At 45.2% G+C, this 13,637-nt stretch carries 16 protein-coding genes; 10 read left to right on the plus strand and 6 right to left on the minus strand.

Annotated features, from left to right (window positions below):
- Nucleotides 1-16: 16 nt before the first annotated feature.
- From ACP5SG_RS04760 to ACP5SG_RS04785, 6 genes are all read right to left on the minus strand, one after another.
- Nucleotides 17-1,603, minus strand: a complete 1,587-nt coding sequence (locus tag ACP5SG_RS04760) for a glycosyltransferase (protein ID WP_237889347.1) — start codon at nucleotides 1,601-1,603, stop codon at nucleotides 17-19.
- Nucleotides 1,604-1,622: 19 nt separating this feature from the next.
- Complete coding sequence (locus ACP5SG_RS04765; protein WP_428122467.1) at nucleotides 1,623-2,372, minus strand: hypothetical protein; 750 nt, start codon at nucleotides 2,370-2,372, stop codon at nucleotides 1,623-1,625.
- A gap of 182 nt (nucleotides 2,373-2,554) precedes the next feature.
- On the minus strand, nucleotides 2,555-3,766 hold the full coding sequence (locus ACP5SG_RS04770; RefSeq protein WP_237889343.1) for an ABC transporter ATP-binding protein: 1,212 nt from the start codon (nucleotides 3,764-3,766) through the stop codon (nucleotides 2,555-2,557).
- A gap of 65 nt (nucleotides 3,767-3,831) precedes the next feature.
- Nucleotides 3,832-4,641: an ABC transporter permease gene (locus ACP5SG_RS04775; RefSeq protein WP_237889341.1), complete on the minus strand. Its 810-nt coding sequence runs from the start codon at nucleotides 4,639-4,641 to the stop codon at nucleotides 3,832-3,834.
- On the minus strand, nucleotides 4,617-5,510 hold the full coding sequence (locus ACP5SG_RS04780; protein WP_237889336.1) for a peptidylprolyl isomerase: 894 nt from the start codon (nucleotides 5,508-5,510) through the stop codon (nucleotides 4,617-4,619). Before ACP5SG_RS04780 ends, ACP5SG_RS04775 begins: the two co-directional genes overlap by 25 nt.
- A gap of 63 nt (nucleotides 5,511-5,573) precedes the next feature.
- A complete protein-coding gene (locus ACP5SG_RS04785; protein ID WP_237889335.1) occupies nucleotides 5,574-5,750 on the minus strand; it encodes a hypothetical protein in 177 nt (58 codons plus the stop codon).
- A 136-nt stretch (nucleotides 5,751-5,886) separates the two neighbouring features.
- Between ACP5SG_RS04785 and ACP5SG_RS04790 the strand changes: the two genes are divergently transcribed.
- The 10 genes from ACP5SG_RS04790 to rseP all read left to right on the plus strand — a co-directional run bounded on the left by ACP5SG_RS04790 (nucleotide 5,887) and on the right by rseP (nucleotide 13,636).
- Nucleotides 5,887-6,207: a hypothetical protein gene (locus ACP5SG_RS04790; protein ID WP_237889334.1), complete on the plus strand. Its 321-nt coding sequence runs from the start codon at nucleotides 5,887-5,889 to the stop codon at nucleotides 6,205-6,207.
- A gap of 148 nt (nucleotides 6,208-6,355) precedes the next feature.
- Nucleotides 6,356-6,799 carry an Hsp20/alpha crystallin family protein gene (locus tag ACP5SG_RS04795; RefSeq protein WP_424661140.1) on the plus strand — a complete coding sequence of 148 codons (444 nt, stop codon included), beginning with the start codon at nucleotides 6,356-6,358 and terminating at the stop codon, nucleotides 6,797-6,799.
- 215 nt (nucleotides 6,800-7,014) lie between these two features.
- Complete coding sequence (gene rpsB, locus ACP5SG_RS04800; RefSeq protein WP_237889332.1) at nucleotides 7,015-7,821, plus strand: 30S ribosomal protein S2; 807 nt, start codon at nucleotides 7,015-7,017, stop codon at nucleotides 7,819-7,821.
- Between the two features lie 71 nt (nucleotides 7,822-7,892).
- On the plus strand, nucleotides 7,893-8,492 hold the full coding sequence (gene tsf, locus ACP5SG_RS04805) for a translation elongation factor Ts (RefSeq protein WP_237889331.1): 600 nt from the start codon (nucleotides 7,893-7,895) through the stop codon (nucleotides 8,490-8,492).
- Nucleotides 8,493-8,501: 9 nt separating this feature from the next.
- Nucleotides 8,502-9,236 carry a UMP kinase gene (gene pyrH, locus ACP5SG_RS04810; RefSeq protein WP_237889330.1) on the plus strand — a complete coding sequence of 245 codons (735 nt, stop codon included), beginning with the start codon at nucleotides 8,502-8,504 and terminating at the stop codon, nucleotides 9,234-9,236.
- 2 nt (nucleotides 9,237-9,238) lie between these two features.
- Nucleotides 9,239-9,796: a ribosome recycling factor gene (frr, locus tag ACP5SG_RS04815; RefSeq protein ID WP_428122480.1), complete on the plus strand. Its 558-nt coding sequence runs from the start codon at nucleotides 9,239-9,241 to the stop codon at nucleotides 9,794-9,796.
- Nucleotides 9,797-9,804: 8 nt separating this feature from the next.
- A complete protein-coding gene (locus ACP5SG_RS04820; RefSeq protein ID WP_424661142.1) occupies nucleotides 9,805-10,539 on the plus strand; it encodes an isoprenyl transferase in 735 nt (244 codons plus the stop codon).
- Nucleotides 10,540-10,542: 3 nt separating this feature from the next.
- Entirely contained in the window at nucleotides 10,543-11,367 is an 825-nt protein-coding gene (locus tag ACP5SG_RS04825) for a phosphatidate cytidylyltransferase (protein ID WP_237889327.1), read from the plus strand.
- Nucleotides 11,364-12,551 (plus strand): 1-deoxy-D-xylulose-5-phosphate reductoisomerase, encoded by a 1,188-nt coding sequence (locus ACP5SG_RS04830; RefSeq protein ID WP_428122485.1) that lies wholly within the window; start codon nucleotides 11,364-11,366, stop codon nucleotides 12,549-12,551. Before ACP5SG_RS04825 ends, ACP5SG_RS04830 begins: the two co-directional genes overlap by 4 nt.
- A complete protein-coding gene (gene rseP / locus ACP5SG_RS04835; protein ID WP_424661143.1) occupies nucleotides 12,548-13,636 on the plus strand; it encodes an RIP metalloprotease RseP in 1,089 nt (362 codons plus the stop codon). The genes ACP5SG_RS04830 and rseP overlap by 4 nt, the downstream gene beginning before the upstream one ends.
- Nucleotide 13,637: the final 1 nt, after the last annotated feature.

The raw sequence follows: 13,637 nt of genomic DNA on the forward strand, positions 1-13,637 counted from the left end.
CATTGTCACATTATAATTATAATTTTGATCCAAATAATCTATTTAAAAAGCCTCTATATTTATTTAATAGAAAATTATTTTTATTTTTAACTATCGCTGTATCAATTGCCGATCGCAAATCTTTGGCAGGATCGGCTTCCAAGTGGCTACGGATAATATCCAAATAATCAGGATGAAGTTTAACTAGGGTTTCAATACCTCTTTGCTGCAATTCTTTTTTGGTACCGGAGAAGCTTACACCGCCTTTATGGTATACAAAGACATCTCCACAGAGCACATGACGCCAGCCTGATCTTGATGCCCTCATACAAAAATCATTTTCTTCACCGTAACCCTTCCCAAAATTTTTGAAATCAAACATGCCGACATCATTTAAACAAGAACGCTTTATATACATACAGAAACCGACGCCAGTTGGTATATCAATCATCTTACATGAATTAATCTTTTTAAATAAATTATCCAAATATTCTACTGATAAACCTTCTGGCAATTCGTTATCTTCGCAGAAATTCGGATAACTACATATTGTAGCATTGTTAGAAAAAGGAGTTACTGTGCCAATTGCAGGATCGCTTAGAGCACAGCGTCTAAGACGATCTATCCAATCATTTGAGACAATTGTATCGCTATTTAAAATTATAACATCTCTTTTATTATGTAACAACATTGCCGAATTTACAGAGGCAACAAAACCAAGATTTTGTGAATTATAAATAAATGTAATTAAATCTTTACTTGCAAGATTACTTAAATACTCATAAATAAACATATCAGGACTATTATCGTCTATTACGATAACTTCAAATGGCGCATTCTGTTCATACGATAATACACTCTCAATACATCTTTTTGTCTCTATTTCGCCTTTATAAACAGGTATGATTACATCTATTTTTTCTTCCTCAGGATAAACTGACAATTTAGATCTTGGATTAAAAAATCCATTTGCTGAATCATACAAGCCCACAGCAAGAACATATTGATAGACATCGGAGTCAGGAATTCCAAAGAGATACTTTCTAATCTGAGGGTCTATCTCGCTTATCATATAAGCAAATTCACTTTCTTCAAATGACAGATGTACTTTTTCTATTCTCTTTACGTCATATTTAAGCTCAATAAGCATCCGTAAAAAACTTTTAAGAGTAAAAAATCTTAAATGGCTTTTATCTAACAATCCTTCGTCTCTATAAGGGAAATCCCCGCTTATTATCGCAATTACCGCCCCTGCATAAGCAATATTCGGAATCGAAATTAAAATTTCACCATCCCTTTTTAAAAAAGATTTTAAATTTTCAAGTACCTGGGATGGCTCCTTTAAATGTTCGAGGATATCTGCACATATAATATAATTATAATCAGTATCTATCTGATCACTCAGGGAGATATTTTCCAAATCACCTATAATTAATTTTCTATAATATCTCCTAGCTATTTCAGCCATTAATGGATCTATCTCTATACCATCTACTATACAATCAAGTTGTTCAACTAGAAAACGCCCAAAATAACCTGAAGCAACACCAAGTTCTAATACTTTGGCGCCATGTCTAACCTGTTTTGCAATTATAGAGAGAGAATCACCACTATCAATGGACATTACTCTATTGTATATATGATTACTTTTCATGATCAACAAAAAACATATCTACATATTCCCAACAATGCCAAGATGCCGTATCGGAATATACGACCTTTTTAAGCTCATTTACAAGATAATCGGCAAGAACCTCCTCGCTATCGCTTTTAACTAGTTCGCTTATATTTATTGTCCTTGCGCCGGTCTCTCTGTCAAGCGTGGCTGAATAGGCTATAATCGGGATCTTCTCTCTCGCTGCCAGATGGATCAAGCCGCGCGGCAAAAAGATATCACGGCCAAAGAGCGAAGCCTTAATGGCATTTCGCTGCCGCCTTGTCGGAACATCCAGTAGCGCAACAAGACATGACCTGGCACTGAAGACGTTTCTCAATTTAAAATAACTGCCCTTATCGAGAAACACGAGGTTTTTTACCCCAGCCCTTGAAATCGCATAGGTACGAAGGCGACCGTAACAATAGCGTACAAACCTGCCAGGGAACTCCTCTCTGTTGAATCCCTTCATAAGGCCTGAGATGAATCTTCCAGTGGCCTTCAGATGCCTCAAAGACCACAGACCAGCGCCGAAATGAAAGGTTATGGCCAAAAATGGGACGTCATCCGCTGGCCAACCAAGACCTGTCACCGAGACGTATTTCTTGAACCATCTGTTACTGCGGAAAAGAGAGAGGTAGAGATCGGCATGGTCAACGAGCCTTGTCAAACGATAGGCAGATGCCCAAGCAATGGTATCGGCGATTCCGGCGATCGCTGCAGCCCGGCTGACGGCCATCTGGGTCTCTGTCTTGTAAATCCAATCAAATGCTGCAAAAAATCTGTAGATTCGGAAACAAAAGGGCCAGGGGATAAAAATCGCGAGCCCTGGCAACAAAAAAAGCTCGAAAAGATCCAAAAGGTTCTGTCTCAGGCTCATAAATAAAAACCAGTCATCGCCGATCAAACAGGCGGATATGATTATTCATGCCGCCATACGTGTTCCAAATAGCAAATACCCATGTCCCTTATGTCACCCAAGACCCTAAAAGGACATTCCAACGGATCAAACAGCCGCATGGCCTCAGGATCCATGGCGTGGGCTCGCAGGATATACCTTCCTGGCAGGAGCGGCAATTTTTTAAAATATATAGAAAAACCAAATCGTCCTGGATTAGATAGGATATAAGGTTCAGATCCGTCAATTTCTGTGGATGTGGCATAAACAGGGGTACCGTCGGCCCTCAAGATGCCGATGGCCACGACAGGCGTGCGACCGTCAGGCGAATAAACCACCCCTCGAACGGTTACATCGTCCCCATGCCTGATGTCGTAAACGATCTTGCCGTACGCATCCTCCATATGTACCTCCAACACTGAATAGACATCGTCATAAATTGAGGCCTTGCGCACCCCAAGTTCTTCTGGACCCGTCTTTTCTTTACAGCCGCGCTCCATCTCCTCAAAATAGGCGAGATAGCTTTGCGTCACCTCCATTGCATCTCCAAACATATGCGCCTTACCATCCTTGAGCCACAATGCCTTTCGACACAATTTCTGAATATGGTACATACCGTGGGAACAAAGCATCAAGGTGCCTCCGCCCGACAGATATGACTCCATCCATCTTATGCACTTTTTTTGAAAAGATTCATCGCCTACCGCAAGGACTTCATCGGTGATGAGCAAGTCGGGGCGCATGGCAGTAACTATGGCGAAGCCAAGCCTGACAACCATACCGGAGGAATAATGTTTTATAGGCCTGTCTATATGATCTCCGATATCCGCAAACTCTATTATATCGTCTATGCTCTCCCTTATCTCGGCGCTGGTCATGCCCATAAGCGTAGCCGCCAGCCTGATATTTTCCCTGCCTGTTTGCTCAGGATGAAACCCGGCACCAAGCTCCAGCAATGCGCCTATCCTGGCATTGACCTCAACAGTACCTGATGTCGGTCTTACAACACCAGCGATAATTTTAAGGAGGGTCGATTTGCCTGCACCATTTTCACCGATAAGTCCAATCGACTCCCCTTTACTTATATCCAGATCTATCCCATGAACGGCATAAAAACTCGGGATGTCTCCCCGCCCTGTCAAAAACGACCAGATATTTTTTAAATTCCCAAGACCTGGACTAAGTAATGGATATCCTTTGCTGCAATTTCTGAGCCTTACCAAAGACAAAGACATATCAAAACGACAGTTTATTTTCTATCAGGGCTTCTCTTAGTAACCCTGTTAGATGATTTAATAACCTATAGGACATTTTCGAAATAAGGCGAAAGCCTATTAAAAAACAGGCGCGCAAATATGAAAAAAAGGACAATCGCTACAGATTGAAAGGCATCCATCAAGCCTATCTGAAATTTATTATATAAAATGACATCCCGAATACGGCTTACACAATAAGTCATGGGATTGAGTTCGATGATATTACGAAGTTGTATAGGGGCAAGACTGATTGGATAGAGAACCGGCGTCGCATAAAACCAGACTGTAAATAAAGGGGCTATAGCTTGGCCTAAGTCCTCCACAAAGACCTTGAGTGCCGCAAAAATCAAAGCAAGGCCGGCGGTAAAAATAAACTGCAGGATCAACACCGGCAATATGAACGGTAGTTTGAATACATGGATCGAAAAGTCTGTTAAATACAAGACCAGAATAACGAATATAAAACCTGTGATTTGAATCACATAGATGGAGCCTACAGAGGCGTAAACGAGAAACTCATGGGGCAACCATACCTTCTTGACAAGATTTCTGTTAGCCTCAATCGAGGCAAGTCCTTTTTGAACACCGATCTGAAACGCCATCCACGGCCACATCGCCGTGGCCACGAAGGCTACAAAATCCTGACCTGATAATTCAGGGAATCTGACCTTGAATACTATCTTAAATACAAAGGCATATACGGCCAGTTGCACCAATGGATTTACCATTATCGAAAAAAAACCGGCCAAATGCCCTGAATAGGAATTGCCGAGCTCTCTCTTGAAAAGACAAAAAAATAATTCCCTTAACCTCCAAAGTCCTTGCGCCGTCATCTGTCTTCTTTCGGCATCCATTCTTTGTCCAAATATTCAACTCCCCATTTCTTCTCAAGCCTCTTGCGAAGCTCGGCCATTGCCTTACTCCTGCGCCATTCATCCGCCTTTTGCTGCACTGTCTCGATTATTTTGCCATACGGGTCGGCGATAGGCTCTTCTCTCTCAGTCACCATATATATGACAAAGGCATCGCCGTTTTTCAACACCCCGCTCGGCCTGTTCAACGGCAGAGACTCAAGGGTCTTTTCAATCTTTGACGACTCTATCTTCTCCATAGGAATAAAACCCAGATCGCCGCCCCTGTCCCTGCTGAATCCATCTTCTGAGTATTTTTTAGCGACTTTATCAAAAGGCGTCCCCTCGTCGATGGCCCTTTTTGCCTCATTTATCTTTGCCAGCGCGGCGGCTTCGCCTTTATCTTTTATCTCGACCTTGATCTGAGAGATGCGAAGCATCAGAGGCGTAGAAAAAAGGGCCTTGTGTCTTTCATAAAACGAATGAAGCTCTTCGGTTGTGAGCGGTTTAAATGGGGGCAGCAACTTCTTGAGAACACGAAGGACGAGAAGCTCATCGTCGCCTTCTTTTTCTTCACCGGGCTTTATTATTCCTGCATCCCGCCCCTCAAGGAGCAGGAGTTTGCGCCATATGAGTTCATTCAGCACCTTCGGTGCCCCACCCGGGAACTGAAGCATCGAATTAAAATTCGGCGAGGTCTTGGCAAATTCCACCACATCCTTTATTGTTATAAACTTTCCATGGACCTCGGCCACCGCATGGTTTTCGTTTTTGCCCACAGAAACCATCTCGGCACAAGAAAGGAACGGGGCAAAAAACAACACTGAAAAGATGATTATGTATATCCCTGTCATCTGCTTCAAGACAGCCATATAACACCTCTATCTAAAAAATTTAGATTGATTTCGACCTCAATATTTTATAATATTTAAAAGTTAGCTTGCCCCAAGCATGGCAGAACCCAAAAGCAAGGCAAGGGTTGATGAACAGGACGATAAAGAAGAGCTGACCTTTACAGCCTCAGGGTAAAACATAACCTCAAAAAAAGATGTGCGCTTACCCACAGATGATTCAAGATACTTAGCGGCGGCCTTGATGTCAACGGCCATCATTGATTTATTGTTCCATTGTGATCAATAATACTTGACGATTCAAATAATATTTGTATAATATCTTAAATTAAATTAAGATCGATTTTTATCAAAAAATTTAGGCCTCTAGAGCCAACATCAGAAAAGGAGAAGGAGAATGAAAAAGCTGAATCTCTTGATCGCAGTATTGGTTTCAGTTTCCCTTATGGGCGGGCTTGTGGCGTGCTCAAAATCTGAAGAAAAGAAAGAAGGGACAACCACTGAGCAGGCAGCACCTGCACCCAAGGTAGAAGAGGCGGCACCTGCTACTGAGCAGGCAGCACCTGCAGCAACACCAAAGGAAGAGGCTAAGCCGGCGGCACCTGCTACTGAGCAGGCAGCACCTGCAGCAACACCAAAGGAAGAGGCTAAGCCGGCGGCACCTGCTACTGAGCAGGCAGCACCTGCAGCAACACCCGAAGCCCCCAAGACGAAATAATAGTCAAACAACCTCAAAAACATGAGAATAAAAGACCCTCTGAAAAAGAGGGTCTTTTATTTATGCTGTGAGGCTATAAACTCATCTCCACTTGACTTTATATTATCAAATCTTATTTTTTTCAAAAAAAGAAAGGAGGAGATGAGCTATGTTTGAGATCCAACCGTGGAGACCGTTCCGGGAGCTAAGTAATCTGAGGAGAGAGATGGACAAGGTGTGGGAAGATTTTTTTGGCGGTGGCGAACTGGTGAGCACCGAGGGCACATGGATCCCTTCCATTGATCTCTCCGAAACCAAAGACAGTCTCATCATAAAAGCTGAAGTGCCTGGCATGGATGCCAAAGATATAGACATCTCCATTGCAGGCGATATGCTCACCATCAAGGGTGAGAAACAGAGAAAGACAGAAGAAAAAGACGAAAATTATCACCGTGTCGAAACAAGATACGGTTCCTTTTCAAGGATGATAAGGTTGCCGGTATCCATAGATGCCGAAAAAGCCACTGCAACATATGAAAAGGGGGTTTTAAAACTGGTCTTGCCCAAAAAAGAGGAGGTTAAGCCGAAACAGATAGAAATCAAAACCGCCTGAAAAAATTAGATTCGATTCAAAAAAAAGGGCGATATCATATCGCCCTTTTTTATTTATATCGACCCCCATATGCTTGCAAAACTTCTGCCTCGGTGTTACAAAGAACAGATTTAAATTACACACACCAGGCAACTCCACGTGGTGCCGTCTTAATAGGCAAGACGGGCATATCTTTTTTAAAGCTTGGTGGTGGAAAAACCACTTTAGGAGGACCTATGGGTTACGTAACAATGAAACAACTTTTAGAGGCGGGGGTACATTTCGGACATCAGACTAGGCGATGGAACCCAAAGATGAAGCCATATATCTTTGGGGCAAGAAATGGTATCTATATAATAGATCTCCAAAAAACCGTAAAATTTTTTAAGACCGCATATGATTTTGTAAGCAATATAGCCGAAGCAGGGGGTATAGTACTTTTTATAGGCACAAAAAAACAGGCACAGGACGCTATAGCCGAAGAGGCCATACGGTGTGAAATGCCGTACGTCAATAACAGATGGTTGGGTGGGACGCTAACAAATTTCCATACGATTCAAAAAGGGATCGAAAAATTGAAACGTCTCGATGCCATGTTTGAAGACGGCAGCATAGAGAGATTTCCCAAGAAAGAGATCCTGCTGATGAATAGGTTACGTGAAAAACTCACACTTAACATCGGTGGGATAAAAAATATGACATCCTTACCATCGGCCTTGTTCATAGTCGATTCAAACGAAGAAGAGATAGCGGTAAAAGAGGCCAAAAAACTTGGGATACCTGTGGTGGCGATCGTTGACACCAACTGCGACCCTGATGGGATCGACTATCCTATACCAGGCAACGACGATGCAATACGCGCCATAAGACTAATAACGGCCAAGATGGCCGACGCCATAATTGAAGGCAGGCAGCGGCTCGCCGAGGCCCAGCAGGCCGCGACTGACAAGGCCGTCACAGAAGAAGAGATGGGGGCTGATAAAAATACAGTCGAAGAGACCGTCGTTGAAGTTGAAGAGGAATATACAGCGGTCGAGGCCTAACAAGGCCTCTGTGATAATCACACTTTATTCATTTTGATTAAACTTAAAGACAATTTCTTGGAGGAGTTATCATGGTTGATATATCTGCTGCAAAGGTCAAGGAATTAAGGGATAGGACCAATGCAGGAATGATGGATTGCAAAAAGGCGCTTCAAGAATGCGGCGGCGACATGGAAAAGGCGGTTGCATGGCTCCGCCAAAAAGGATTGGCAGTTGCAGCAAAAAGGGCCGGACGTGTAACATCCGAAGGGATCATACAATCCTATATTCATGCAGGAAATAAACTTGGGGTAATGGTGGAGGTAAACTGCGAAACTGATTTTGTAGCAAAAACAGATCAATTCATCCAATTCGCAAGGGATATCGCCATGCAAATAGCGGCATCCAACCCCATCTGCATAAGAAGGGAAGATGTCCCGACGGAAATCATCGAAAAAGAAAAGGCTATATATAAAAACCAGGCCGTTGATGCCGGTAAGCCTGAACATATCGCAGAAAAGATGGTAACGGGTAGGCTTGAAAAATTCTATAAAGAAGTCTGCCTCCTTGAACAGCCTTTTGTAAAGAACCCCGACATATCCGTGCAAGACCTCCTGAACGAACTCATGGCAAAAATGGGGGAAAATATCTCTATAAAGCGCTTTATACGCTACCAGATAGGGGCTGAATAGTACAAGTATATGCCGTCAAAGAATTTTACAGCCCTACCATACAAACGGGTCCTTTTAAAGCTAAGCGGAGAAGGGCTTTCCGATGACCTCCATGGTGGTATATCACAGGACGCTGTAAATGAACTTGCCGATGAACTGTCCCAGATACATGGACTTGGCGTACAGATGGGTGTTGTTGTAGGGGGCGGCAACATATTCAGAGGGGTTATGGGCGCAGCCCAGGGCATGGACAGGGCCACGGCAGATCAAATAGGCATGCTCGCCACGATTATGAATGCCCTCGCTATCCAAGATGCGCTCACAAAACGGAGGGTATCGACCAGGATAATGTCGGCCATCGAAGTCGGTAGAATGGCCGAACCCTTTATAAGGGCCAGGGCGCTTAAACACCTTGAAAAGGGCAGAATCGTAATCTTCGCTGCAGGCACAGGCAACCCATTTTTTACAACAGACACAGCCGCCGCATTGCGCGCGCTCGAGATAAAGGCTGACCTGCTCATGAAGGCAACAAGCGTGGACGGCATATATGATAGAGATCCCAAAAAGTACCCTGAAGCGGTTAAGTTTAACAATTTGACCTATCAGGATGTACTCGAGATGGGACTAAAGGTCATGGACGCCTCAGCAGTCTCCATGGCGCGCGACGGTCGGCTTCCCATAATCGTCTTCAATATGAAGACCCCAGGCAACATAAAAGGTGTAATAATGGGAAAACCAATAGGTACGATTGTAAGAGGAGGATGACAATGCACGATGCGGTCATCAAAGATACGAAATCAAGAATGGACAAGGCTATAGAATCCTTTCAAAAGGAACTTGCAAGGATAAGGACGGGCCGAGCGGCCCCAGCCCTTCTTGAAGGTATCAAGGTAGATTATTATGGGACACTCATGCCCATCAACCAATTGGCGACCATAGCCGCCCCTGAAAGCAGACTTCTTACCATTCAGCCGTGGGACAATGCAATCCTTGGACTCATCGAAAAGGCCATATTGAAATCCGACCTCGGCCTGACACCCAACAGCGACGGGAAGATGATCCGTATCAACATCCCGCCACTTAACGAACAAAGGAGAAAAGACCTGGTCAAAATGGTCAAAAAGATGGCCGAAGAATGCAAAGTAGCCATAAGAAACATCAGAAGGGACATGATAGAGCGCCTTAAGGCTCAAAAAAAAGACAAGGGTCTTTCTGAAGACGACTTTTTTAAACTACAAGACGAAATACAAAAAATAACCGATGGGCACGTCAAAAAGGTCGAAGACATCCTCGCTTTAAAAGAAAAGGAGGTTCTGGAATTCTAACCGAAAGAATGGCCACCAATAAAGACCTGACAAAACTCCCAGGGCATGTGGCTATAATAATGGATGGAAACGGCAGATGGGCAAGGCTCAGAGACCTTCCAAGGGTCATGGGACACAAAGAGGGGGTAAAGGCCGTTCGTTCCGTAGTTAGGCAGGCGCGAGAACTTGGGATATCGGTACTTACGCTGTATGCCTTTTCCAGCGAAAATTGGGGCAGGCCCAGAGACGAGGTAAATGCCCTTATGGACCTCTTATATAACTACCTTGAAAGTGAACTTGATGAACTCCTAGGGAACAAGATAGCTCTCAAGGCCATAGGCGAGATCGAAAAACTGCCTGATAGAGTAAGGAAATATCTTGAGGAAACCATTAAAAAGACCTCTGTAAATAAAGAAATGATTTTGAATCTCGCCCTTAGCTACGGCGGCAGAGCTGAGATCGTGAGGGCGGCCAAGGTGCTTGCGGAAAGATGTCTAAGGGGCGAGATATGTCCTGAAGACATAGACGAAGGAAGTTTTGCAGGCTGTCTCTATACGGCAGGGCTGCCGGATCCAGATCTTATAATAAGGACAAGCGGGGAAGAAAGGCTTAGCAATTTTCTCTTATATCAGGCCGCTTATGCTGAAATCTACATAACACCGACCCTGTGGCCTGACTTTGGCAGAGACGACTTTATGGCCGCCCTCTATGAATATCAGAAAAGAGAAAGAAGGTTCGGCCTTACCGCCGAGCAGATATCTTAAGATATGCACAGGAAAAGGGTTATCACCGCTGCCATCCTTGCACTGGCGTCGTTGGCCGTTTTAAGCAAAGGCGGGCACAGCGGAGAGATGGCGTTTTTATTCATGGTGATCGCCGCAACCGCCTTATGTCTAAGGGAATATTTTGCAATTACATTCCCTTGTCCAAATGCAGTTGGCAGGCTCGGGATTATAATCGGACTCTTGCCAGTTGTATGTGCCATTATAAATCCTGAACCCGGCGCCATTGCTGCGGGACTTTACCTTGCGCTTTTCAGCAGCATTTTGATATTCATACCGTCCGTCAAGATATGGCCGAACCCCTTATTGAACTGGGCTGCATTCCTGATGGGCGCATCCTACATCGGCCTGTGTGCGGCCCATCTTGTCTTGATCAGATCGCTTGAGGCCGGAAGGGAATGGGTCTTCTTTCTCTTCTGTGTAATATTCGCCGGTGACGTAGGGGCCTATTATACAGGAAGCGCTGTCGGCAGGCACAAGCTGTGCCCTGTGCTAAGTAAAGGAAAAACGATAGAAGGGGCAGCAGGCGGCCTGGTAAGCAGCGTTATCGTAGGTTCAGGGGCTGGTGCCTTGCTCTTTAACAGGACAAGCCCCATATTCATTGGAGCGCTTGCGGCTGCGCTTGGAATAACAGGACAGATCGGCGATCTCACCGAATCACTCGTGAAGCGTTCATTCGGCGTAAAGGATTCAGGATCATTGCTGCCAGGTCACGGCGGTATCTTTGACAGGATAGACGCCCTCCTTATGGCGACACCCATGATGTACTGGATATTGCAACTTACTGAAAAATACGGTCTATTTCAATGAAAACCATATCGGTCCTTGGTTCCACAGGTTCTATCGGCAAAAACGTCTTGGATGTAGCGGCCAGATCCAATGGACAAATCAAGGTAGTCGGGCTCGGCGCGGGCAAAAATATAGCACTCTTAGCAGAACAGATCAGGTTATTCAGGCCGCGCCTTGTTACGGTCATGACGCCTGAACTTGCCAAGAAGCTTACAAACACGCCTGGTCTACCCAGGACACAAATCCTCTACGGCAAAGCCGGCTATAGGGCGCTGGCACAGATGCCAGAGGTTGACATAGTCGTCTCGGCCATGGTCGGGGCAGCCGGACTTATACCTACCATAGCCGCCTTGGATGCAGGGAAAGATGTAGCCCTTGCAAATAAGGAATCGCTGGTCACTGCAGGCCCGTTAGTAAAGGCCATCGCCGATAAAAACAATTGCAGGCTACTCCCTGTCGACAGTGAACACTCAGCCATATTCCAGTGTATGGCTGGAAACAGAAAGGAAGACATCAAGAGGCTTATTCTTACGGCTTCAGGGGGTCCATTCAAAGATATGTCTCAGGAGGAAATGGCAAATGTTACGGCCGAGGATGCAATCAAACATCCAACTTGGTCAATGGGCGCAAAGATATCCGTTGATTCAGCCACGCTTATGAATAAAGGGCTCGAGGTGATAGAGGCAAGCTGCCTCTTCGATATCAGGGTTGACTTGATCGACGTGCTCATCCACCCGCAGAGCATAGTCCACTCAATGGTTGAATATTCCGACGGTTCGATCGTGGCCCAGATGGCTGTTCCGGATATGCGCATACCCATAGCCTATGCACTTGCATGGCCGGAACGAATGAAACTGGACATTCCAGCCCTTGACCTTACAAAGACCGCTCCACTGACCTTTGAAAGGCCTTCAATGGATAAATTCCCATGCCTTTCCATGGCATATAGGGCGGCAAAGGTGGGCGGTACGGCCACCACCATATTGAACGGCGCAAACGAAGTGGCAGTTGAGGCCTTTCTTGAAGGACGTATCGGTTTCAATACAATAGCCGATATAGTAAACGAGGTACTCTCCTCTATCGCACCGGAGGAAATAAACGGACTTGACGATGTGTTGAGGGCGGACGCCCTGGCGAGGCTCAAAGCAGACAACCTTGTCCAATGCATGACCTCTGCGCCGCCATCCAGGAGCATAATAACATGACGACGGTTTGGTCTTTTCTCTTGGTACTGAGTCTCCTTATCTTGGTCCATGAATTCGGTCACTTTATAGTAGCCAGACGCCTCGGCATAAAGGTACTAAAATTCTCCTTTGGTTTCGGACCAAGACTTTTTGGGATAATTCGCGGGCCTACAGATTACTGCGTCTCTGCCCTCCCGCTAGGCGGATTTGTAAAAATGCTCGGTGAGCAACCCGATGAACCCGTGCCCGATAATGAAATAAAAGGGTCATTTTCTCACAGGCCAGTGTGGCAAAGGGCGGCGATCGTATTCGCCGGGCCCCTATTCAATATCATCTTTGCCTGGGCTATTTTTTTTGTAATATTCCTTAGTTATGGAAATCCGATACTGCTCCCGGACATAGGTAATGTACAGGCTGGATCCCCTGCTCAAAAGGCTGGCATCACGAAAAAGGACAAGATAATCGCCATAAATGGTCAGCCGGTCAAGACATGGCAGGAGGTCTCTGAAAGGATAAAAAAATACCCAGGGCATGAGATATCTATATCAATAAAAAGGGGCGAAAAACTGCTTGACCTGATTGTCAAGCCAAACATAACCCGGCTCAAAAACATATTCGGCGAAGAGGTGAAGGTCCCTGTCATAGGCATCAGCGCCGCCGGAGACCTGAAAATAGAAAAGCTGAATCCGCTTGAGGCACTTGCCCAGGCATCGGTGAAGACATGGGAGCTTACCGTCCTTACAGCCAAGGGCTTTTTAAAAATCATCCAGAGGGCGATCCCGCTCTCTACACTTGGAGGTCCGATAATGATCGCCCAACTCGCCGGAGAACAGGCCCAGCTTGGGCTGCTGAACCTTTTTTATTTTATTGCCATACTAAGCATCAACCTGGGACTCTTAAACCTCTTACCCATACCAGTACTCGACGGCGGTCACCTTGCATTCTTTACACTCGAGGCCATAATAGGCCGCCCACTGTCGATAAAGCAGATGGAATTTGCACAAAAGATCGGCATGGCCATCCTGGGGACCCTAATGTTGTTTGTATTCTACAACGACATCATAAGACTTTTGGGCATAGCTCATACTGTCACAACAACCCCATAAC

It is taken from the genome of Dissulfurimicrobium sp. (assembly GCF_049968175.1).
Classification (GTDB): domain Bacteria; phylum Desulfobacterota; class Dissulfuribacteria; order Dissulfuribacterales; family Sh68; genus Dissulfurimicrobium; species Dissulfurimicrobium hydrothermale.

Coding starts and splice junctions, on each gene's coding strand:
- ACP5SG_RS04760 (WP_237889347.1), bottom strand. CDS start 1,603: ATGTCCATTGATAGTGGTGATTCTCTCTCTATAATTGCAAAACAGGTT.
- ACP5SG_RS04765 (WP_428122467.1), bottom strand. CDS start 2,372: ATGGCCGTCAGCCGGGCTGCAGCGATCGCCGGAATCGCCGATACCATT.
- ACP5SG_RS04770 (WP_237889343.1), bottom strand. CDS start 3,766: ATGTCTTTGTCTTTGGTAAGGCTCAGAAATTGCAGCAAAGGATATCCA.
- ACP5SG_RS04775 (WP_237889341.1), bottom strand. CDS start 4,641: ATGGATGCCGAAAGAAGACAGATGACGGCGCAAGGACTTTGGAGGTTA.
- ACP5SG_RS04780 (WP_237889336.1), bottom strand. CDS start 5,510: ATGGCTGTCTTGAAGCAGATGACAGGGATATACATAATCATCTTTTCA.
- ACP5SG_RS04785 (WP_237889335.1), bottom strand. CDS start 5,750: ATGATGGCCGTTGACATCAAGGCCGCCGCTAAGTATCTTGAATCATCT.
- ACP5SG_RS04790 (WP_237889334.1), top strand. CDS start 5,887: ATGAAAAAGCTGAATCTCTTGATCGCAGTATTGGTTTCAGTTTCCCTT.
- ACP5SG_RS04795 (WP_424661140.1), top strand. CDS start 6,356: ATGTTTGAGATCCAACCGTGGAGACCGTTCCGGGAGCTAAGTAATCTG.
- rpsB (WP_237889332.1), top strand. CDS start 7,015: ATGGGTTACGTAACAATGAAACAACTTTTAGAGGCGGGGGTACATTTC.
- tsf (WP_237889331.1), top strand. CDS start 7,893: ATGGTTGATATATCTGCTGCAAAGGTCAAGGAATTAAGGGATAGGACC.
- pyrH (WP_237889330.1), top strand. CDS start 8,502: ATGCCGTCAAAGAATTTTACAGCCCTACCATACAAACGGGTCCTTTTA.
- frr (WP_428122480.1), top strand. CDS start 9,239: ATGCACGATGCGGTCATCAAAGATACGAAATCAAGAATGGACAAGGCT.
- ACP5SG_RS04820 (WP_424661142.1), top strand. CDS start 9,805: ATGGCCACCAATAAAGACCTGACAAAACTCCCAGGGCATGTGGCTATA.
- ACP5SG_RS04825 (WP_237889327.1), top strand. CDS start 10,543: ATGCACAGGAAAAGGGTTATCACCGCTGCCATCCTTGCACTGGCGTCG.
- ACP5SG_RS04830 (WP_428122485.1), top strand. CDS start 11,364: ATGAAAACCATATCGGTCCTTGGTTCCACAGGTTCTATCGGCAAAAAC.
- rseP (WP_424661143.1), top strand. CDS start 12,548: ATGACGACGGTTTGGTCTTTTCTCTTGGTACTGAGTCTCCTTATCTTG.